At 70.8% G+C, this 19,835-nt stretch carries 13 protein-coding genes and 1 tRNA gene; 7 read left to right on the top strand and 7 right to left on the bottom strand.

What is annotated here, in order from left to right; translation table 11 throughout:
* Positions 1 to 116: 116 nt before the first annotated feature.
* Positions 117 to 923, bottom strand: coding sequence for an MOSC domain-containing protein (locus LMJ29_RS18885; RefSeq protein WP_229607063.1), 807 nt, complete (start codon positions 921 to 923; stop codon positions 117 to 119).
* Positions 924 to 945: 22 nt separating this feature from the next.
* Here LMJ29_RS18885 and LMJ29_RS18880 point away from each other — a divergent pair, with 22 nt between their 5' ends.
* Positions 946 to 1,407 (top strand): DUF1499 domain-containing protein, encoded by a 462-nt coding sequence (locus LMJ29_RS18880; protein WP_229607062.1) that lies wholly within the window; start codon positions 946 to 948, stop codon positions 1,405 to 1,407.
* A 1-nt stretch (position 1,408) separates the two neighbouring features.
* Here LMJ29_RS18880 and LMJ29_RS18875 read toward each other — a convergent pair whose 3' ends face one another.
* Positions 1,409 to 1,966, bottom strand: a complete 558-nt coding sequence (locus tag LMJ29_RS18875) for a helix-turn-helix domain-containing protein (protein WP_229607061.1) — start codon at positions 1,964 to 1,966, stop codon at positions 1,409 to 1,411.
* A gap of 104 nt (positions 1,967 to 2,070) precedes the next feature.
* On the opposite strand from LMJ29_RS18875, the gene LMJ29_RS18870 reads away from it, so the two are divergent.
* On the top strand, positions 2,071 to 3,246 hold the full coding sequence (locus LMJ29_RS18870) for a benzoate/H(+) symporter BenE family transporter (RefSeq protein WP_229607060.1): 1,176 nt from the start codon (positions 2,071 to 2,073) through the stop codon (positions 3,244 to 3,246).
* 185 nt (positions 3,247 to 3,431) lie between these two features.
* Here LMJ29_RS18870 and uvrB read toward each other — a convergent pair whose 3' ends face one another.
* Positions 3,432 to 5,447, bottom strand: a complete 2,016-nt coding sequence (gene uvrB, locus LMJ29_RS18865) for an excinuclease ABC subunit UvrB (RefSeq protein ID WP_229607059.1) — start codon at positions 5,445 to 5,447, stop codon at positions 3,432 to 3,434.
* 258 nt (positions 5,448 to 5,705) lie between these two features.
* Between uvrB and LMJ29_RS18860 the strand changes: the two genes are divergently transcribed.
* From LMJ29_RS18860 to LMJ29_RS18845, 4 genes are all read left to right on the top strand, one after another.
* Positions 5,706 to 6,902, top strand: a complete 1,197-nt coding sequence (locus LMJ29_RS18860) for an amino acid aminotransferase (RefSeq protein ID WP_229607058.1) — start codon at positions 5,706 to 5,708, stop codon at positions 6,900 to 6,902.
* Positions 6,903 to 6,971: 69 nt separating this feature from the next.
* Positions 6,972 to 7,047: transfer RNA gene (locus tag LMJ29_RS18855), tRNA-Asn, on the top strand.
* Between the two features lie 703 nt (positions 7,048 to 7,750).
* Positions 7,751 to 8,002: a hypothetical protein gene (locus tag LMJ29_RS18850; protein ID WP_229607057.1), complete on the top strand. Its 252-nt coding sequence runs from the start codon at positions 7,751 to 7,753 to the stop codon at positions 8,000 to 8,002.
* 150 nt (positions 8,003 to 8,152) lie between these two features.
* The gene (locus tag LMJ29_RS18845; RefSeq protein WP_229607056.1) at positions 8,153 to 9,241 is read left to right on the top strand and encodes an acyltransferase family protein; all 1,089 of its coding nucleotides are present in this window, start codon (positions 8,153 to 8,155) and stop codon (positions 9,239 to 9,241) included.
* Positions 9,242 to 9,245: 4 nt separating this feature from the next.
* Here the strand turns inward: LMJ29_RS18845 and LMJ29_RS18840 are convergent, their stop codons facing one another.
* The 4 genes from LMJ29_RS18840 to recC all read right to left on the bottom strand — a co-directional run bounded on the left by LMJ29_RS18840 (position 9,246) and on the right by recC (position 19,376).
* Entirely contained in the window at positions 9,246 to 10,025 is a 780-nt protein-coding gene (locus LMJ29_RS18840) for an SIR2 family NAD-dependent protein deacylase (protein WP_377655870.1), read from the bottom strand.
* A 110-nt stretch (positions 10,026 to 10,135) separates the two neighbouring features.
* The gene (recD, locus tag LMJ29_RS18835) at positions 10,136 to 12,250 is read right to left on the bottom strand and encodes an exodeoxyribonuclease V subunit alpha (RefSeq protein WP_377655802.1); all 2,115 of its coding nucleotides are present in this window, start codon (positions 12,248 to 12,250) and stop codon (positions 10,136 to 10,138) included.
* Positions 12,247 to 15,927: an exodeoxyribonuclease V subunit beta gene (gene recB, locus LMJ29_RS18830; RefSeq protein WP_229607054.1), complete on the bottom strand. Its 3,681-nt coding sequence runs from the start codon at positions 15,925 to 15,927 to the stop codon at positions 12,247 to 12,249. Before recB ends, recD begins: the two co-directional genes overlap by 4 nt.
* The gene (gene recC / locus LMJ29_RS18825; RefSeq protein WP_229607053.1) at positions 15,924 to 19,376 is read right to left on the bottom strand and encodes an exodeoxyribonuclease V subunit gamma; all 3,453 of its coding nucleotides are present in this window, start codon (positions 19,374 to 19,376) and stop codon (positions 15,924 to 15,926) included. Before recC ends, recB begins: the two co-directional genes overlap by 4 nt.
* 103 nt (positions 19,377 to 19,479) lie before the next feature.
* Between recC and LMJ29_RS18820 the strand changes: the two genes are divergently transcribed.
* Positions 19,480 to 19,707, top strand: coding sequence for a DUF3565 domain-containing protein (locus LMJ29_RS18820; RefSeq protein WP_229607052.1), 228 nt, complete (start codon positions 19,480 to 19,482; stop codon positions 19,705 to 19,707).
* The last annotated feature ends 128 nt before the right edge of the window (positions 19,708 to 19,835 follow it).

The raw sequence follows: 19,835 nt of genomic DNA, 5'->3' as shown, positions 1-19,835 counted from the left end.
TGGGTTAGCCGCACAGCGGCGTAACCCACCACGGATGCCGCCAGGCATCCCCTGCGGCCTCGCGACCGCCCGGTGGGTTACGGCCTGCGGCCTAACCCACCCTACGGTTCCAGGGCTCAGTCCAGCAGAACCACCGGCATGCCCACCTCCAGCACGCCCCGACCGCGCTGGATCAGGTTCTGGCCGAAGTACACGCCGTCGGCGTCGCGCCGGTAGGTGGCCAGGGTTCGCAGCGGCTCACCATCGCTGGAGCGTTCGCCGGAATGCGGATCGAGGGTGGGAATGGCGCAGCGCGAGCACGGCTTGACCCGCTCGAACTCCACCTCGCCGATGCGCAGGCGTCCCCAGCCGTCTTCGGCGTAGGGCACGGCGCCCTCGACCACCAGGTTGGGCCGGAAGCGCAGCATCTCCAGCGGCCGGCCGACCCGCGCCGACAGGTCGTCCAGCGAACCCTGGCCGATCAGCAGCAGCGGGAAGCCGTCGGCGAAACCCACCTGGTCGCCCGGCTGTGCGTAGGCAGTATCCACCTGGCGGGCGCGGCTCGGCGGCACGTGCACCAGCCGGCAGTCGCGCTCCAGGAAGGCGCTCAGCCACGCTGCCGCCGCGTCGCCGGCATCCGGCGCCTGCAGGCTGTCGCTCCACACCGTCACCCCGCGCAGCGCCTCGTCGGCCGGCGGCACCGCCACCGCCAGCGCCGCCTGCCCGGGCGCGCTCAGCTCCAGCATCCCGGCATCGCGCCAGCGCGCGCCGACCTGCGCCATGCGGCCGAGCTGGCGCTGGGTCAGGAAGCGGCCGGTGGCCGGGTCGACTACCATCCAGCGACGGTCGCCCGCGAGACCGAGGTCGTCCACCTCGGCACGCTGCAGGCATTCGCCGGCGAGCGATTTGACGGGGAAACGGTAGAGCGCGGAGAGTCGCAGCATGGGTCTTCATCCTTCCGGGAAAGTGCGTTTTATAAAGTGCCGACGCGCCCTCCACAAGGCGCTGCTGTGCTGCCTGCCGCTGGGGCTGGCCGCTTGCTCGGGTCCTACGCCGACGCACCTGGGCGTGCATGACGGCCGCCTGGCGCCCTGCCCCGACTCGCCCAACTGCGTGTGCAGCCAGGCCAGCGACGCGCGCCACGCCATCGCCCCGCTGCCGCTGGCGGGCAGCCCCGAGGCCAGCCGTGTCCGCCTGCTCGAGATCCTCGCCAGCGAGCCGCGCGTGCGCGTGGTCGAGCAGCAGGAGCGCTACCTGCGCGCCGAGTTCACCAGCTTCGTCTTCCGCTTCGTCGACGACGTCGAGTTCCTTATCGGCGAGCGGCAGATCGACGTGCGCTCGGCCTCGCGCCTCGGCCACTCGGACTTCGGCGTCAATCGCAAGCGCATCGAGCATCTGCGGCGGCGCATGAGCGCCGGAGCCCGCTAGTTCAGCCGCGATAGTGGATCAAGTTGTGGAACAGCAGCGGCGCGCTGCCGCCGTTGCGATAGGCGTGCGGCCGGTCGGCGGCGAAGCGCAGGCCCTCACCGCTGGCCACGTTCTGCCACTGGCCGTCCACGCAGACCTCCAGGCTGCCGTTGAGCGGGATCACGTGCTCGGTCACGCCGCGGTCGTGGGGCACAGACTGGTGGCAGGCGCCCGGCGCCAGCTCGACCACCAGGAATTCGATGCCCAGCACCGGATCGAAGGGGAACAGCGCGCGCACCTGGATGCCGCCCTCGTCGCTCGGCCAGTCGGCGCCGCGGCTACTGCGCAGCAGCACGCCGCCGTCGGCCGGGGCATCCTCGAGCAGGCCGGAAAACGAGGTGTGGAAGCCGGCGGCGATCTTCCACAGGGTGGCCACCGTCGGGCTCGACTCGCCGCGCTCGATCTGGCCGAGCATCGCCTTGCTCACCCCGGTTTCCCGGGCCGCCGCATCCAGGCTCCAGCCCCGCGCGTGGCGCAGTGCGCGCAGCCGTTCGGCGATCCGCCCGTTGATGTCGCTCATCGCTTCCCTCCCCCCCCTTGTGCGCTATAGCGCACAAGGGTAACTTGTCGTGACGTGCGCAATAACGCACAAAGTCGCCCATCCCTCAAGCCAGAGGAGTACTCATGTCCCGCCTCCCTGCCCCCAGCCACGTCAGCGCCGGCCTGATCGCCGTGCTGGTCGGCTTCACCAGTTCGGCGGTGATCATCTTCCAGGCCGCCGCCGCGGCCGGCGCCGACAACGGGCAGGTCAGCTCCTGGCTGTGGGCGCTGTGCCTGGGCTGCGGGCTGACCAGCATCGGCCTGTCGCTGCGCTACCGCGCGCCGGTGCTCACCGCCTGGTCGACGCCCGGCGCCGCCCTGCTGGCCGGCAGCCTGGGCGGGCTGGGCATGGGCGAGGCGGTGGGCGCCTTCCTGTTCAGCGCCTCGCTGATCACCCTCTGCGGCGTCACCGGCCTGTTCGCCCGGCTGATGCAGCGCATCCCCCAGGCGCTGGCGGCGGCCATGCTGGCCGGCGTACTGCTGCGCTTCGGCCTCGAGCTGTTCGGCGCCTTCGAGGAGCAGGCGCTGCTGGTGGGCAGCCTGTTCCTCGCCTATCTGCTCGGCAAACGCCTGCTGCCGCGCTACGCGATCCTGCTGGTGCTGCTGCTCGGCATCGGCCTGGCCCGGGGACTCGGCCTGCTGCACTGGCAAGCGGTAGAGCTGGCCATGGCGGTGCCGCAGTTCGTCCGCCCGGAGTTTTCCTGGGCGGCGCTGGTCGGCGTCGGCATCCCGCTGTTCGTGGTCACCATGGCCTCGCAGAACCTGCCCGGCGTGGCGGTGCTGCGCACTTCCGGTTACGAACAGGTGCCGGTGTCGCCGCTGATCGCCTGGACCGGCCTGGCCAGCCTGCTGCTCGCGCCGTTCGGCGGTTTCGCCATCAACCTGGCGGCGATCACCGCGGCGATCTGCGCCGGCCCCGAGGCCGGCCAGGAACCGCAACGGCGCTACTGGGCGGCGGTGTGTGCCGGCGCCTGCTACCTGCTGATCGGCCTGTTCGGCGCCACCGTGGCCAGCCTGTTCGCCGCCTTCCCGAAGGCGCTGATCCTCGCCATCGCCGGCCTGGCGCTGCTGGTCACCCTGAGCAACAGCCTGGCCGGCGCTCTGCAGGACGTGCGCCAGCGCGAGCCGGCGCTGATTACCTTCCTGGTCACCGCCTCGGGCCTGAGTTTTCTCGGCGTCGGCGCGGCGTTCTGGGGGCTGGTCGCCGGCGGGCTGGCCAGCGCGGTGTTCAACGGCCCGCTGAAGCGTAGGGTGGGTTAGCCGCCCAGCGGCGTAACCCGCCAAGGATGCCGTCAGGCATCCCCTTTGCCGGCCTCTCGGCCGGCTCGGTGGGTTACGGCCTGCGGCCTAACCCACCCTACCCGGCTCCGCACCGGCGCACGGGGCGAAGGGACGCGGAGCGTCCCGCGCGGCGTTCCCACGCAGGAGCGTGGGAACGATCACCATCACAGCGCCAGCAACCGCTCGCGCAGCTTCTGGATCTCGTCGCGCAGCTGCGCGGCGGCCTCGAACTCGAGGTCGCGGGCCAGTTGGAACATCTTCTCTTCCAGCTGGCGGATGCGCTTGGTGATCTCGCTGGGCGAGTTGAGCTGCGCCTCGTAGCGGGCGCTCTCCTCCGCCGCCTTGGCCGCCGCGCCGCGCTTGCGGCTGCGCGCGCCCGGCACCACGGCGCCCTCGAGGATGTCCTGCACGTCCTTCTTGACGCCCCGCGGCACGATGCCGTGCTGCTCGTTGAAGGCGATCTGCTTGGCGCGGCGCCGTTCGGTCTCGCCGATGGCACGCTGCATCGAGCCGGTCATGTTGTCGGCGTAGAGGATCGCCCGGCCGTTGAGGTTGCGCGCGGCGCGGCCGATGGTCTGGATCAGCGAGCGCTCGCTGCGCAGGAAGCCTTCCTTGTCGGCGTCGAGGATCGCCACCAAGGACACCTCGGGCATGTCCAGGCCCTCGCGCAGCAGGTTGATGCCGACCAGCACGTCGAAGGCGCCGGTGCGCAGGTCGCGGATGATCTCCACGCGCTCGACGGTGTCGATGTCCGAGTGCAGGTAGCGCACCTTGACGTCGTGGTCGCCCAAGTAGTCGGTGAGGTCCTCGGCCATGCGCTTGGTCAGGGTGGTGACCAGCACGCGCTCGCCGGCGGCCACGCACTTGCGGATCTCCGAGAGCAGGTCGTCGACCTGGGTGGTCGCCGGGCGCACCTCGAGCTGCGGATCGACCAGCCCGGTGGGACGCACCACCTGCTCGATCACCCGCCCGGCGTGCTCGCCCTCGTAGGGCCCGGGGGTGGCGGAGACGAAGATGGTCTGCGGGCTGATCGCCTCCCACTCCTCGAAGCGCAGAGGACGGTTGTCCAGCGCCGAGGGCAGGCGGAAACCGTATTCCACCAGGGTTTCCTTGCGCGAGCGGTCGCCCTTGAACATGGCGCCGACCTGCGGGACGGTGACGTGCGACTCGTCGATCACCAGCAACGCATCGGCCGGCAGGTAGTCGTAGAGGGTCGGCGGCGCCTCGCCCGGCGCGCGGCCGGACAGGTAGCGCGAGTAGTTTTCGATGCCGTTGCAGTAGCCCAGCTCGAGGATCATCTCCAGGTCGAAGCGGGTGCGCTGCTCCAGGCGCTGCGCCTCGACCAGCTTGTCATGGGTGCGCAGGTACTCCAGGCGATCCTTGAGTTCGACCTTGATCTGCTCCACCGCCTCCAGGAGCGTCTCGCGCGGGGTGACGTAGTGGCTCTTGGGGTAGAAGGTGAAGCGCGGCAGCTTCCTGATCACCTCGCCGGTCAGCGGATCGAAGGCCGCCAGGCTCTCCACCTCGTCGTCGAACAGCTCGATGCGGATCGCCTCCAGCTCCGATTCGGCCGGGAAGATGTCGATCACGTCGCCACGCACGCGGAAGGTAGCGCGGGCGAAGTCCATGTCGTTGCGGGTGTACTGCAGCTCGGCGAGGCGGCGCACCAGCGCGCGCTGGTCGAACTTGTCGCCGCGGTCGACGTGCAGGACCATCTTCAGGTAGCTGGCCGGATCGCCCAGGCCGTAGATCGACGACACCGTGGCGACGATGATCGCGTCCGGCCGCTCGAGCAGCGCCTTGGTCGCCGACAGGCGCATCTGCTCGATGTGGTCGTTGATCGAGGCGTCCTTCTCGATATAGGTATCGGAGGACGGCACGTAGGCTTCCGGCTGGTAGTAGTCGTAGTAGGAGACGAAGTACTCCACCGCGTTGTCGGGGAAGAAGCTCCGGAACTCGCCGTACAGCTGCGCGGCCAGGGTCTTGTTCGGGGCGAGGACCAGGGTCGGCCGCTGCACCTTGGCGATGACGTTGGCGATGCTGAAGGTCTTGCCCGAGCCGGTCACGCCGAGCAGCGTCTGGTGCGATAGCCCGGCTTCCAGGCCCTCGATCATCTGGCGGATCGCCTCCGGCTGATCGCCGGCGGGCTTGAAGCGGGTGACTAGCTTGAACCTGGACATACGAATCCTCGAAACACCGCAAGGGCCTGCGCAGGCGGCCCGAACCCGGCGGACACGGCCGCGGCCGGCCGGTACGACGACGCCGCAAGCCCGCGCGTGCGCCATTTTGTCGCACGGATGGCCGTTTTCGCCGCACCAGTATATCGCCCTGCCGGAGCGCCACCCCTATAATGTTGCCCCGTCCGCGCAACCCCTGCTCCCGGTGATGGCAGAGGTTGCCTAGCATCCCCATTCCTCATCCTCTCAGAGCTGCCGCACATGAGTCTGTTCTCCGCCGTCGAAATGGCGCCCCGCGATCCGATCCTGGGCCTCAACGAAGCCTTCAACGCCGACACCCGCCCGGGCAAGATCAACCTGGGCGTAGGCGTGTACTTCACCGAGGAAGGCCGCATTCCGCTGCTGCGCGCCGTGATCGAGGCCGAGAAAGCCCGCCTGGAAGCCAAGGCGCCGCGCGGCTACCTGCCGATCGAAGGCATCGCCGCCTACGACAGCGCCGTGCAGAAGCTGCTGTTCGGCGCGGACTCGCCGCTGCTGGCCGAAGGCCGCGTGGTCACCACCCAGTCGCTGGGCGGCACCGGCGCACTGAAGACCGGCGCCGACTTCCTCAAGCGCCTGCTGCCCGATGCCGTGGTGGCGATCAGCAACCCGAGCTGGGAGAACCACCGCGCGCTGTTCGAGTCCGCCGGCTTCCCGGTGCAGAACTACAGCTACTACGACGCCGCCAGCAACGGCCTGAACCTTGCCGGCATGCTCGCCGACCTGCGCGCCCTGCCGGCGCAGTCGATCGTCGTGCTGCACGCCTGCTGCCACAACCCGACCGGCGTCGACCTGTCCTCCGCCGACTGGAAGCAGGTGCTGGAAGTGGTCCGCGAGCGCGGCCACGTGCCGTTCCTCGACATCGCCTACCAGGGCTTCGGCGACGGCATCGCCGAGGACGCCGAGGCGGTGCGCCTGTTCGCCGAGTCCGGCCTGCAGTTCTTCGTCTCCAGCTCCTTCTCCAAGTCGTTCTCGCTGTACGGCGAGCGCGTCGGCGCGCTGTCGATCGTCACCGCCTCCAAGGAAGAAGCCGGCCGCGTGCTGTCGCAGGTCAAGCGGGTGATCCGCACCAACTACTCCAACCCGCCGACCCACGGCGCCAGCGTGGTCGCCGCAGTGCTCAACAGCCCCGAACTGCGCGCCATGTGGGAAGAGGAACTGGGCGAGATGCGCCAGCGCATCCGCAGCCTGCGCACCAGCATGGTCGAGCAGCTGGCCGCCCAGGGCGCCAAGCGCGACTTCGGCTTCGTCGCCCGCCAGCGCGGCATGTTCTCCTACTCGGGCCTCACCGCCGAGCAGGTCGATCGCCTGAAGAACGAGTTCGGCATCTACGCCGTCAGCACCGGCCGCATCTGCGTCGCCGCGCTGAACAGCAAGAACCTCGAAGTGGTCACCCGCGCCATCGTCGAAGTGCTCTGAAAAATATCTGCGAAGTCATTCCGAAGGGGTTGACTTCGCCTTATAAATCAGTAGGATAGCCACCGTTGTTCCGCGATAGCTCAGTCGGTAGAGCAAATGACTGTTAATCATTGGGTCCCTGGTTCGAGTCCAGGTCGCGGAGCCAAATTCTAGAAAACCCCAGCCTCGGCTGGGGTTTTTCGTTTGTGCCGGACTCTCACCAGGGACTGCGTCCCCGGTTATTCGGCCCTGCGGGCCTCACCCCTTCGGGGCCGCCGCTGACGCGGCGTTCGGCTGCGCCGTCGAGTCCAGGTCGCGGAGCCAGATCCCAGAAAACCCCAGCCTCGGCTGGGTTTTTTCGTTTGTGCCGGACTCTCGCCCGGGACTACGTCCCCGGTTATTCGGTCCTGCGGACCTCACCCCTTCGGAGCCGCCGCTGACGCGGCGTTCGGCTGCGCCGTCGAGTCCAGGTCGTGGAGCCAGCTTACAAAGCCCTGGGTGAAAACCCGGGGCTTTTTTATTGCCCTCGGACTCTCACCAGGGACCACGTCCCCGGTTATTCGGTCCTGCGGACCTCACCCCTTCGGGGCCGCCGCTGACGCGGCGTTCGGTCTGCGCCGTCGACTCCAGGTCGCGGAGCCAGATCCCAGAAAACCCCATCGTTTGTGCCGGACTCTCGCCCGGGACTGCGTCCCCGGTTATTCGGCCCAGCTGGCCCATATCCCGGCGGAACGACGCCCGCCACGGCCGGATACCCGCCGATGGCGCCTGGGCCGGCGGTCGAATCGCGGGCGCGCAGCGCCGCGAGTCTGGCTTAAGGTGTAGCTACGGCCTGGCGCCCGGCCAGGCTCCAGCGGAGGAACAGCACCATGACCGTCCGCACGATCAAGCAGTCCCAGGGCTACACCGGCCTCCCGCAGGACGAGCTGGAAGAGATCACCGATGGCGACATCGTGGTCAGCTACAACACCGTGCGCGCCGACGGCGATGTCAGCTGGCGCCGCTACAGCGAAGAGGACGACTGGCACGACCTGCCCTACACCTCCGCCGAGCTGCCCTCCAGCCACGAGCGGATCATCGAGTTCGTGCGCGACTACCTAGACCTCAACGAGGAGGAGTGACCTCGGCGGGATGGGCGACGCCGGCTCTGGCCCGCCGGCGACGCCCCAGCACCTGCCGCGCGCTTGTCTTGCCGGCGAACACGGACAACAATGCGCCCCGCCGACAGGAGCGGCGCAACCACGCGCCCAGACGATGCAAGAGCCGAGCGCGTGAAAACCATAGCCAGCCTGGATAACGGGCACGACAACCACTTCAACCTGATCCGCATGCTGGCCGCCGTCAGCGTGCTGGTCTCCCATTCCTATCCGCTGGCCAGTGGCATGGGCACCCCGGAACCGCTGCAGGACAGCCTGGGCATCACCCTCGGTACCCTGGCGGTGCTGGTGTTCTTCAGCGTGTCGGGCTATTTCGTTTCCGCCAGCCTGGCGCGCAGCCGCTCGCTGCTCGACTTCGTCGCCGCGCGGGCGCTGCGGATCTATCCGGCGTTGCTGGTCGTCCTGTTCGCCACCGTGCTGGCCATCGGTCCGGCGCTCACCACGCTGTGGAAGGGCGAATACTTCACCCATCCGCAAACCTGGAGCTACCTGACCCACAACCTGCTCCTGAAAGACCCGCAATGGGCCCTTCCCGGCGTGCTGGTCGCCGCGCCCTTCCCGCAGTCGATCAACGGCTCGCTGTGGACCCTGTTCTACGAGGTTTCCTGCTACGCCCTGCTCGCCGGCTCCGGGCTGCTGGGCCTGACCCGCTCCCGCGGCAGGTTCGCGCTACTGCTGGTCGCCTACCTGGGCGCCTATGCCGCCTACAAGCTGACCACCCTGCGCGCGCCGGACAGCCTGGACTTCCAGACGGCCACCTTCTTCAAGTTCAGCCTGGCCTTCGTCGTCGGCATGAGCTGCCACGCCCTGCGCGACAAGCTGCCGCTGTCGCCCTGGCTGGCGGCAGCCGGCGTCGCCCTCGCCTGGCTGTGCCACGGCAGCGCGCTCCAGTACGAGGCGCTGGTGCTGTGCACCAGCTACCTGACCTTCCTGATCGGCTTCGGCAAACAGCCTCTACTGCTGCGCTACAACCGGCTGGGCGACTACTCCTACGGCGCCTACATCACCGCCTTCCCGGTGCAACAACTGTGCGTGCACTTGCTGCCCGGCATCGCGCCGCTGCAGCTGATGGCCATCGCCCTGCCGATCACCCTCGGCCTGGCCGTCCTGTCCTGGCACGCCATCGAGAAGCCCGCGCTGGCGCTGAGAAAACGACTGTTCGCCCCGCAACCGGCGCTGGCCGGCTCATCCGCCGAGGCGTGATTGTTCAGGACGGGTGCGAGTGACTGGCGCCGTCCGCCGCCTTCACCCGCTCGACCAGGGCCGCCAACAACTCGCCCGCCGCGCCGACCAGCGACATCTCGCGCGCCCCGCCGACCTCGACCGGCTGCATGTTGACGTGCACCACCCGGGCTCCTGCCTGCAGGGCGAGCCGGGGAATCTGCGCGGCGGGATAGACCACCCCGGAAGTACCCACCGACAGCAACAGGTCGCAGCTTTGCGCGGCGTCGAAGGCCTGTTCGAGCGCCTGCGTCGGCAACTCCTCGCCGAACCACACCACGCCTGGGCGCACCGGGCCACCGCAATGGGCGCAGCGCGGCGGGTCGATGCGCCGCCCCTCCTGCGGCTCGCGGAGATCGGCCGCGAGCCCCGTGATAGGGCGTGCGCAGGCGAAACAGCGCGGCGCATGCAGGCTGCCGTGCAAATGGATGGCGCCGCCGCTGCCGGCGCGCTCGTGCAGGTCGTCGACATTCTGGGTCACCAGCGTCAGCCGGGGCACCAGGCCGGCCAGTTCGACGATGGCACGATGCGCCGGGTTGGGCTGCGCCGCCAGCACGCGCGCCCGCCGCCACTCGTACCAGCCCCAGACCAGCGCGGGATCGCGGCGGAAGGCTTCCGGGGTGGCCAACTCGGCCGGATCGAAGCGCTGCCACAGGCCGGTCAGGGCATCGCGGAAGGTGGGGATGCCGCTTTCCGCCGACACCCCGGCGCCGGTGAATACCACCACATGCCGGGCCGTACGCAGGGCCTCGGCTACCGCCTGCAGATCCGTCATGCCTTCCTCTCCTCTCTCAAACAGAATGCCGACGGTCACGGCGGCGTACGCGCCGGCGCGGCTGCTCCGCGTGCCGTCGCCGCGCCCGGCCGCAGCCTCCGTCAGGCGACCCCCGCGGAAACCTCGGCCAACAGCGGCGTCAACGCCTCCATCAGCCCGCTGCGCCGCTCCACCTGACGGCGCACCGCCTCGTCGAACACCCCGGTGCGGCTCTCGATCAGGCTGAACCACTGCCGCGCGCGAGTGATGCCGGTGTACACCAACTCCTTGGTCAGCACCGGGTTGAGGGTGTCGGGCAGGATCAGCGCGGTGTGGGCGAACTCCGAACCCTGCGACTTGTGCACGGTCATGGCGAACACCGTCTCCACCGCATTCAGCCGGCTGGGCAGGATGTGGCGCAGGCCGCCGCTGCCGTCGTTGCGCGGGAATACCACGCGCAGCACGGTGCGCGCTTCCTCGCCCTCGCGCGCGCCCGGCTCGGGCAGGCGCAGGGCGATGCCGATGTCGCCGTTCATCAGTCCCAGGCTGTAGTCGTTGCGGGTGACCAGCACCGGCCGCCCCTCGTACCAGCCATATTCGCCCTCCAGCAGGCCGCGCCGATGCAGCGCGCTGGCGATGCGCGGATTGAGTCCCTCGACGCCCCATGGCCCCTTGCGCACCGCGCAGAGCAGCTGGAACTCGTCGAAGGCCTGGAGCACCCGCTGCGCCCACTGCGTCCAGTCCGCCGCGCAGTCGCCGGTCGGACGGCTGTCGTGCAGCACGTTCAGATAGTGGACATAGCCCTGCGGCCTGCCGCTCTGCGGCTCGGCGCCGCGCGCCGGCAGGCCCTCCAGTAGCAGACTCTCCAGGCCGGTGTCCTGCTCGCCGCGCAGGGACAGCAGGTGCAGGTCGGGATTGCCTTCGGCAAGAATTTCGCGCGCCAGCTCCGGCGTGCGGGCGTTGACCGCGCGGGCCAGGCGGCCGATGCCCGAGGCGCTGCCGAAGCGCCGCGAATGACGCAGCATCACGGTGCGCTGAGCCAGCGGCCGGCACGTGGCCTCGCCGACACGCAGCGCCGGGTCGGCCAGCCTCTCGCCGCCGACCTCCTCCAGCCAGGCGCAGATCTCCGGCGCGTAGAAACCGCCCTCGGCGTCGCGGCACAGGTCGCCGAGCAGCGCGCCGGCCTCCACCGAGGCCAGCTGGTCCTTGTCGCCGAGCAGCACCAGCCGGGCGTGGCGCGGCAGGGCGTCGAGCAGGCAGGCCATCATCTCCAGGTCGATCATCGAGGCCTCGTCGACCACCAGCACGTCGAGCGGCAGCGGATTGCCGGCGTGGTGCCGGAAGTGGCGGCTGTCCGGCAGGCTGCCGAGCAGACGGTGCAGGGTGGTGACCTCGCTGGGGATCTGCGCGCGCACCGCGTCGTCGACCGGCAACGAGGCGACCTGCGCGCCGATGGATTCGGTGAGCCGCGCGGCGGCCTTGCCGGTGGGCGCGGCGAGGTGGATGCGCAGTGGCTGGCCAGCGGCCAGCGCCGGTTCCTGCAGGAGCGCCAGGAGGCGCACCACCGTGGTGGTCTTGCCGGTGCCGGGGCCGCCGGTGACCAGGCCGAAGCTGCCGCGCGCGGCCAGCGCGCAGGCCAGTTTCTGCCAGTCGGTCTGGCGTTCGCCGTCGACCTGCAGCGGCTCGGGGAACAGCCGCGCCAGGCGGGCCGGCAGGTCGTCCGGCAGCGCCGGGGCATCGCCCAGGCGCGCGCCGAGGATGGCCGCCACCGAGCGCTCGTAGTTCCAGTAGCGGCGCAGGTACAGACGCTCGCCGCGCAGCACCAGCGGCGCCTCCTCGCCGGCACCGTCCGCGCACACCAGGCGGCTGCCGCGCAGGGCGGCCAGCCAGTCGGCCAGATGGATACCGGCGAGCACCTGCGAGGGCAGCAGGGTCGCCCGCGCCCCGTCCTCGCCCTCCGGCGGCAGCGACAGGGCGAAGTCGGGGCTGGCCAGGGTAGCGGTCAGGTCCAGGCAGACGTGACCGTGGCCGAGCTGGTGGCTGGCCAGCGCGCCGGCCAGCAGGACCAGCGGCGGGCTGGCGTCGTCCAGTTCGGCGAAGAAGGCCACCAGCGCGCGGTCGAGGGCGCGCAGCCAGCCGCGCGCCACCCATTCGTCCAGCAACGCCAACAGCGCGGTGTTACTGGCCAGCTCCGCGACCGGAGCCGCGTCCATGTCCAGGGACAGTTGTTCGATCATGCCACGGCCTCCGCGTGCTCGGCTTGTTCACCCTTGAACAGCGCATCCAGCGCCTCGATCAGCACCCGCGGCGGGCGGGCGTGATGGATGCCCTGCCCGGCCGCGCGGCTGCCGCGCAGGAACAGGTAGAGCGCACCGCCCACGTGGCGGTCGTAGTCGTAGTCGGGCAGGCGCAGCTGGAGTTGACGGTGCAGCGCCAGCAGGTAGAGCACGTACTGCAGGTCGTAGCGATGGGCGGCCACCGCCGCCGCCATCGCCTCGGCGGTGTAGACCGTGTCGTCCTCGCCCAGCCAGTTGGACTTGTAGTCGACCACGTAGTAACGCCCCTCGTGCTCGAACACCAGGTCGATGAAGCCCTTGAACATGCCGTTGAGCTGGTCCTTGACAAGCGCCGGGCGCGCCAGGCCGGGCAGCACGTGCTGCTTCACCAGTTCGTCGACCTTGAGCACATCGACCCGACGGGCCTCGAACCAGAACTCCAGCTCCGGCTGGTAGCTGGCGAGCTGCGCCAGCACCACCGCCTCCCCGGTGCCCAATGCCAGCGGCCGGGCGATGAGGTCGAGCAGCCAGTCGGCGAGCGGCTCGATCCACGCGGTCAGCCCGCGCAGCTGGCAGCGCCGGGCGATCTGCTCGCGCAGCCGCGCCGGCGCTGCGGCGAACTCGGCGAAGCCCTCGCGGCCGGCCATTTCCAGCAGGCCGTGCAGGAAGGTGCCCGGGCCGGGACCGCGCGGGAAGCGGTGCAGGCTCGGCGCCTCGTTGGCCCGCAGCGGCACGACGAGGTTCTCGCGCTCGTCGTCGCCCGCCTTCTGCGCCGCCGGGCTGTCCGGCGCGGCATCGTCGAAGCGGCTGGCCGGCGGCGCCTCGATCTCGCCGGTGCGCAGGGCGCTGTAGGAAGCGATCCACCAGTGCTCGGCGGCCTTGCGCGCCGGCGTGCGCCAGCGCGGCTCGGCCTGGCTGGCGGCCTGTTCGACGAAGCGCGCGTCGCTGCTCTCCGGCGCCGGCAGCACGGCGCTCTGCCCCGCCACCGCCAGCGGCGCCAGCCACTGGGCCAGCGCTGCACTGGACTCCAGCGCGGGTCCGCCGCCCAGCAGGTAGCCGAGCGCCGAACGGTGCAGCCCGGAGTGGCGGGCGCGGCCGTCCTTGAGGTCGGCGACCCCCAGCCAGCAGGCGTGGCGGGCGCGGGTGAGCGCCACGTAGAGCAGGCGCAGCTCCTCGGCGAGGCGCTCGCGGTCGGCGCGCTCGACGGTCGCCTCGTCCGGGTTGAGCACCAGGCGGCGCCGCTCGCCATCGTGGACCGTCAGCGGCTTGCCGCCTTCCATGGGGCGGAAGGCGCAGATGAACGGCAGGAACACCAGCGGATACTCGAGGCCCTTGGACTTGTGGATGGTCACCACCCGGACCAGCGCGGCGTCGCTCTCCAGGCGCAGCACCTGCTCGTCGGCCGCCTCGGCCTCGCCGGCCAGCAGCTCGGCGAGGTGGCGGATCAGCGCCTGCTCGCCATCCAGCTCGGCGGCCGCCATTTGCAGCAGTTCGGCCAGGTGCAGCAGGTTGGTCAGCGAACGCTCGCCGTCGACGCGCGCCATCAGCCGCTGCGGCAGCTCGAAGTCGTGTAGCAGCTGGCGCAGCATCGGCAGCACGCCCTGGCGTTGCCAGCGCTGGCGATAGGCGCGGAACTGCATGACCCGTTGCTCCCAGATGCGCTCGTCCTGGTTGAGCTGCTCCAGCTCGGCCAGCGCCAGGTCGAGGCTGCGGCTGGCCAGCGCGGCGCGCAGCGGACGGTCGACGTCCGGCTCGGCGCAGGCGCGCAGCCACAGCAGCAGATCCCGGGCTTCCTGGCTGGCGAACACCGAATCCTTGTCCGACAGATAGACGCTGCGCACCCCGCGCTGGTACAGCTGGCCGCGGATCGCCTCGGCCTCCTTGCGGTCGCGCACCAGCACGGCGATGTCGCTGGGCTGCAGCGCGGCGAAGCGCTCCGCCGTGGCGAACCCGGCCTGGCCCTGCTGGCCGAGGGTCAGCAGACGGGCGATCTCGCTGGCCGCGCGCGCGGCCATCTCGCTGCGATAGGTGGTGGCGGCCAGCGGCTCGTCGCTGGGCAGCTGCCAGAGGGTCAGCGCCGGCGGGCGCTCTCCCTCGACCTGCCAGACTTCCTTGCGCCCGCGCGCCTTGACCTCCAGGAACGGCAGCGGATTGCCTCCCGCTTCGCGGAACAGGAAGGCGCCGCCCCCCTCGCCGCGCCCTTCGGCCAGCTGGAACACCCGGTTGACCGCGTCGACCAGCGCCTGGCTGGAACGGAAGTTGGTATCCAGGTCGGCGTGGCGGCCCTCAGTGGCGTAGCGGGCCCGCAGGTAGGTGTGGATGTCGGCGCCGCGGAAGGCGTAGATCGCCTGCTTGGGGTCGCCGATCAGGAACAGCCCGACCGCGGCGTCGTTGGCCTCGATGCGGTAGACGGTGTCGAAGATGCGGTACTGCAGCGGATCGGTGTCCTGGAATTCGTCGATCAGCGCCACCGGGAACTGGCCGCGAATCACCTCGGCCAGCCGCGCGCCGTTGGCGCCCTGCAGGGCGGCGTCCAGGCGCACGAGGATGTCGTCGAAGCCCATCTCGGCGCGGCGGCGCTTCTCCTGGTCGAAACGCTGGCCGACCCAGGCGGCGGCGTGGCGCAGCGCCTCCTCGGCCGGGCCGCCCAGCGCGCGCAGGCGCCGCGGCAGCTCGCGCATGGCCTCCAGCGCCGCATGCGCCGGCGGCGCGCCCTTCTTCCAGGCCTCGGCCAGGCCGTCCGCGGTCAGCCGGGTGAAACCGCTGCCCAGATCCAGCGCCGCCTCCTCGCCGGCGGCCCATTCGCGCAGCTTGGCGAACCAGGGCTGGTAGTAGCGCGCCTGGATCTTGCGCCCGTCCACCGCCTTGGCGGCCACCGCGGCGTCCAGCTCGCGCTCCAGCTCGTCGGCCCAGGCCGCCCATGGCGCCTTGAGCTCACTCAGCTGGCGAGCCTGCTCGGCCAGCGCCGCGTCGAGCAGCGTGCCCAGCGCGTAGGCCGGCGGCTCGCCGACCTCGCCGAGCAGCGGACGCAACCTGTCCTTGAGCAGCTTGTCGGGGTGCTGCCAGTGATTCATGACCCACACCAGTGCGGCGCCCTGCAGCGGATAACACTGCTGACGCCAATAGTCGCGCACCACCTCGGCGAGCAGCGCGCTCTGGTCGGTCTCCAGGGTCTGGGTGAACAGGCTGCCGCTGTCGAAGGCGTGCTCGCGCAGCATGCGCTGGCACCAGCCGTGAATGGTCGACACCGCCGCCTCGTCCATCCACTGCGCGGCGACCTCCAGGCGGCGGGCGCAGGCCGGCCAGCGTTCGGGCAAGAAATCGTCGCGCAGCTGCTGCAGCAGGTCGTCGCCTTCCTCCTGCGCGCGGAACACCTTGGCCGCCTCGACCAGGCGGGCGCGGATTCGGTCGCGCAGCTCGCGGGTGGCGGCGTCGGTGAAAGTCACCACGAGGATTTCCGGCGGCAACAGCTCGCGGGCGAACCCGGCTTCCTCGCCGCCGTGGCCGAGCACCAGGCGCAGGTACAGCGCGGATATGGTGAAGGTCTTGCCGGTGCCGGCGCTGGCCTCGATCAGCCGGCTGCCGCGCAGGGGGAAGCGCAGCGCCAGCGGGCGGTCGTCGTGCGGGGTCTGGCTCATGCGCAGGCCTCCTCCTTGAGGTCGTCGATGTCGGCTTGCAGCAGCGCCTGGTAGAGATCCTGGCTCCAGGCCTGGAAATCGCCGTCGGCGCTGAGCACGGCGAAGTCCGGGTACTGGCGGGCGAGGCTGGCGCTCTGCCCGACCTCGCCGGTGCGCTGGAAGCCGCCCTCGTAGGTTTCGCTGGCGGCCTTGAGCGCCTTGTCCTCGTCGCCGGCGGCCAGCCAGGCGATGGCGGTCTTCAGCGCCACCGGCAGCGGGGCATTGAGGCCGGTCGCGTAGCCCTCCAGCCAGCGGCGCAGGATGGCCTGCGCCTGCGCCGGTTCGAGCGGGGCGAAGCGCAGGCTGACGTCCTCGCCGACCAGCAGGGTGGTCAGCGTCAGGCCGCAGGCCGCGGCGGCGACGTGGGCCACCCAGGGACGCAGCAGGCGATGCCACTTCCAGCTCTTGTCCTTGCCGAGATCGCCGGGCTGCAGCTCGATACGCGCCAGCTCGCCATCGTCGCCGCGACTGCGCAGGCCACCCAGCCAGCCGTCCAGCGCGACGCCGGCATGGGCGAAGCGCAGCGGCCTGGGCGACACCAGCCGCTCCGGCCACAGGGCGAGCAGCGCCTGGTAGCGCTGCATCTGCACCGGCAGCGGCGCCAGCACCTGTTCGCAGAGGCGCTCGCCGAAGCCGGCCATCGGCAGCTGGCCGCTGCGCTGCAGGCGCCGGGCCGCGTCCCGCAACGCCGGCTCGACCCGCTCGGCGCCCTCTTCCAGCGCCAGGCTGGCGGCCCCGAGCAGCGTCTGGCGCAGCTGGTGCAGCTGCAGCGCGTCGAGGCCGAACGGCTCCTCGTCGAGCTGCGCCTGGGCGTCCTCGTCGAGGTGCACCTTGAGGCGCTGGGTGAAGAAGTGTTTGACCGGGTCGCGCAGGAAGCTCTGCAGGGTCTCCAGCGCCAGCGGCGCGCCGGCCTGGAACGGCGGCAGCGCCCGACCCGGCTCCTCGGCGCTGACCGGCCGATGCAGCTCGGCCCACTCGCGGGCGTAGCTGAACAACGCCGGATCGGCCGCGGAGAAGTAGTCGCGGCTGAACGGCTGCAGCGGGTGCACGGTGGTCAGCGCGTGCAACAGGTCGCCGCCGCCCGCGAGCGTCCAGCCGCCGGCCAGGTGGTCGCGCAGCTGGCTGATCAGCACCGAGGCCGGCCGCTCGCTGTTGTCGCGGACGCTGCGTCCCACCCAGCTGACGTACAGCTGCTCGCGGCAGGCGAGCAGCGCCTCGAGCAGCAGGTAGCGGTCGTCCTCGCGGCGCGAGCGATCGCCCGGGCGGTAGTCGCCAGCCATCAGGTCGAAGTCCAGCGGCGTCACGCTGCGCGGATAGTCGCCGTCGTTCATGCCGAGCAGGCAGACCATGCGGAACGGAATGGCGCGCATCGGCATCAGGGTGCAGAAATTCACCGCGCCGGCCAAAAAACGCTGGCTGAGGCGACCCTCGTCGAGGCTGCCGAGCCACGCCTCGCGAGCCACGGTGAGCGGCAGCGGCTCCTCCAGGCCGACGCCGGCGCACAATTCCAGCCAGCCATCCAGCGCCTCGCCGAGCTGGCCGAGCAGGGTCTCGTCGCGCTCGCTCTGCGCGCAGAAGAAGTCGCCGAGCAGGCCGCGCAGGATCCCGCCCCAGGCGTGCGGCGCGGCGGGCTTGGCGAGCCGGCGATGCAGGGCGTCGAGCGCATCCAGAAGGCCGACCAGCGGGCCGATCAGGGCGGCGTCCAGGCCGCCGATCTCGTCGTAGGGCTCGATGCCGGAGCAGGCCGTGCCGCGCCCCACCGCGTAGCCGAGCAGCATGCGGCGCAGGCCGAAGCGCCAGGTGTTCTGTTCCAGGCCGTCCGGCAGGCCGAGCGCGGCGCGCCGCTCGGCGTCCAGCCCCCAGCGCACGCCGGCGCCGCCGATCCAGCGGCGCAGGGTCGGCACTTCGCTCTCGTCGATGGAAAAGCGCGCGCGCAGCGCCGGTACGTCGAGCAGGTCGAGCACCTCGCTGACCGCCAGCCGCCCCTCCGGCAGCCGGAGCAGATGCTCGACGGCGATCAGCAGCGGCTCGCAGCCACGCTGGCCCTGGTCGGCCAGGGTGAAGGGGATGTAGCGCGAATCGTCCTGGGCGTACTGGCCGAACACCGCCTGGATGTGCGGCGCGTAGGCGTTGACGTCGGGGACCATGACGATGATTTCGCGCGGGCGCAGCGTCGCGTCGGCGGCGAAGCAGGCCAGCAACTGGTCGTGCAGGATTTCCACCTCGCGCTGGGCGCTGTGGGCGATATGGAAGCGCAGCGAGCGGTCCCTGCTCGGCTCGATCGGCGTCGCTTTCCAGCGTTCGAGAGATTCGGCCAGCGGGCGCAACTCGAGGATGTCGTCCTGCAGCTGGCCGAGCAGGTGGCTGCAGTCGCCGGGGGCGAACAGGTCGATGCGCTGGCCGAGGGCGGCGAAGCGCGCGCGGTAGTACTCGGGGTCGTCGTGCTGGTCGAGCAGGTTGATGTAGTCGCGGCCCTGCTTGCCCCAGGCGGCCAGCAGCGGATGGGCGTACTGGTGCAGTTCGTCGGCCGACAGGCCCGGCGTCCGGCCGGTCTTGTGCCGCTGGCGGCGGTACTGGTGGCGCAGCAGGTCCTGGTCGGGAACGATGTCGCCCCAGTGATGCTGGCAGGGGTTGTGTACGCACAGCAGCACCTGGCTGAAGCGCGCCAGGGCGGCGAGCGCCTCGACGGTCTGCGCCGGCAGCGAGGAAATCCCGAACACCACCACCCGGCGCGGCAGGCCACGCGGCCGACTGTCGACGCTGCGCAGGCGCTCGACGAAGCGCGGGTGCACGCCGGCACGGCTCTCGGCCAGCTGCTCGCCGCCGACGTCGGCCAGCAGCGCGCGCCACAGCGCCGGCTGCCAGCGCGCCGCCGCCGGCACTTCCTTGACGCCGCCGCGCGAGGGGCGCAGCTGGTCGCGCCCCTCGGCCCAGTCGGCCAGCCAGTCGGCGCGGTACACCTGATACTGGTCGAACAGGTCGGCGAGGCGCTCGGCCAATTGGTGGCGCTTGCGCAGGTCGTCGTCGTCCTCGAGGAAACGCTGCAGCGGAGCGAAGGCTTCGTCCTCCAGCAGTCCGGGCAGCAGGCGCATCAGGCGCCAGGTCAGCGGCGCCTTGTCGAGCGGGGATTCGCGGGGGATGGCGTCGCCACCGAGCACAGCTCGGTAGCACTGCCAGAGAAAGCGCGCCGGCAGTTCGACCTGCACGGCAGCGGCGATGCCGCAACCGTCCTGGGCGGCCAGTGCCAACTTCAACCACTGGGCGATGCCGTTGCTCTGTACCAGCACCACCTCGTTCTCCAACGGCGCGAGCGGATGACTCTGCATCCATGCCACCGCCAGTTCCCGTAACTCCTCCAGGCGGTTGCCGTGCACCACCATGAGCCCCGGCATCACCTCATTGTCCTGCATGTCCCGCTCCCTTACCCGTCCCTTATCCGACCGACCGCGCATTGTGCCATCCGCTTGCGACAATGGGTGTCGCAGGCCGGCGGGCGGTTGCTAACCTGCGGCCATGAAACAGCCAATCTGCGGATACCACCGCGACGAAGAAGACCACTGGGTCGCCGAGCTGGGCTGCGGCCACAACCAGCACGTGCGCCATGACCCGCCGTGGTTCAGCCGGCCGTGGGTGACCAGCGCCGAAGGCCGCGCGCGCATGCTCGGCTACCGGCTGGAATGCCGCAAATGCGACGAGGGCGCACCGCCGGACCGGCCGCTGCCGGAGCACGCCGCCATCTAGACTTGCGCAATGCCGGCGGAACCGTGCCACGGCGGGGTTCCGCCATCGGCAACCATAGGCGCCTGGCCATCGGGCCCTGCGCATCGACGCCTTGCAGCCCATCCGACGGATGGCACAGCCAGGCGCGG

This window comes from Pseudomonas oryzagri (assembly GCF_020831405.1).
GTDB classification, from domain to species: Bacteria; Pseudomonadota; Gammaproteobacteria; order Pseudomonadales; family Pseudomonadaceae; genus Geopseudomonas; species Geopseudomonas oryzagri.
Note: the sequence above shows the minus strand (reverse complement) of the source record. Positions and strands in the feature narration are given on the sequence as shown.

Excerpts from the sequence above, each read along its gene's own strand:
- LMJ29_RS18885 (WP_229607063.1), bottom strand. The coding sequence starts at position 923 with ATGCTGCGACTCTCCGCGCTCTACCGTTTCCCCGTCAAATCGCTCGCC.
- LMJ29_RS18875 (WP_229607061.1), bottom strand. The coding sequence starts at position 1,966 with ATGAGCGACATCAACGGGCGGATCGCCGAACGGCTGCGCGCACTGCGC.
- LMJ29_RS18870 (WP_229607060.1), top strand. The coding sequence starts at position 2,071 with ATGTCCCGCCTCCCTGCCCCCAGCCACGTCAGCGCCGGCCTGATCGCC.
- uvrB (WP_229607059.1), bottom strand. The coding sequence starts at position 5,447 with ATGTCCAGGTTCAAGCTAGTCACCCGCTTCAAGCCCGCCGGCGATCAG.
- LMJ29_RS18860 (WP_229607058.1), top strand. The coding sequence starts at position 5,706 with ATGAGTCTGTTCTCCGCCGTCGAAATGGCGCCCCGCGATCCGATCCTG.
- LMJ29_RS18850 (WP_229607057.1), top strand. The coding sequence starts at position 7,751 with ATGACCGTCCGCACGATCAAGCAGTCCCAGGGCTACACCGGCCTCCCG.
- recD (WP_377655802.1), bottom strand. The coding sequence starts at position 12,250 with ATGATCGAACAACTGTCCCTGGACATGGACGCGGCTCCGGTCGCGGAG.
- recB (WP_229607054.1), bottom strand. The coding sequence starts at position 15,927 with ATGAGCCAGACCCCGCACGACGACCGCCCGCTGGCGCTGCGCTTCCCC.
- recC (WP_229607053.1), bottom strand. The coding sequence starts at position 19,376 with ATGCAGGACAATGAGGTGATGCCGGGGCTCATGGTGGTGCACGGCAAC.
- LMJ29_RS18820 (WP_229607052.1), top strand. The coding sequence starts at position 19,480 with ATGAAACAGCCAATCTGCGGATACCACCGCGACGAAGAAGACCACTGG.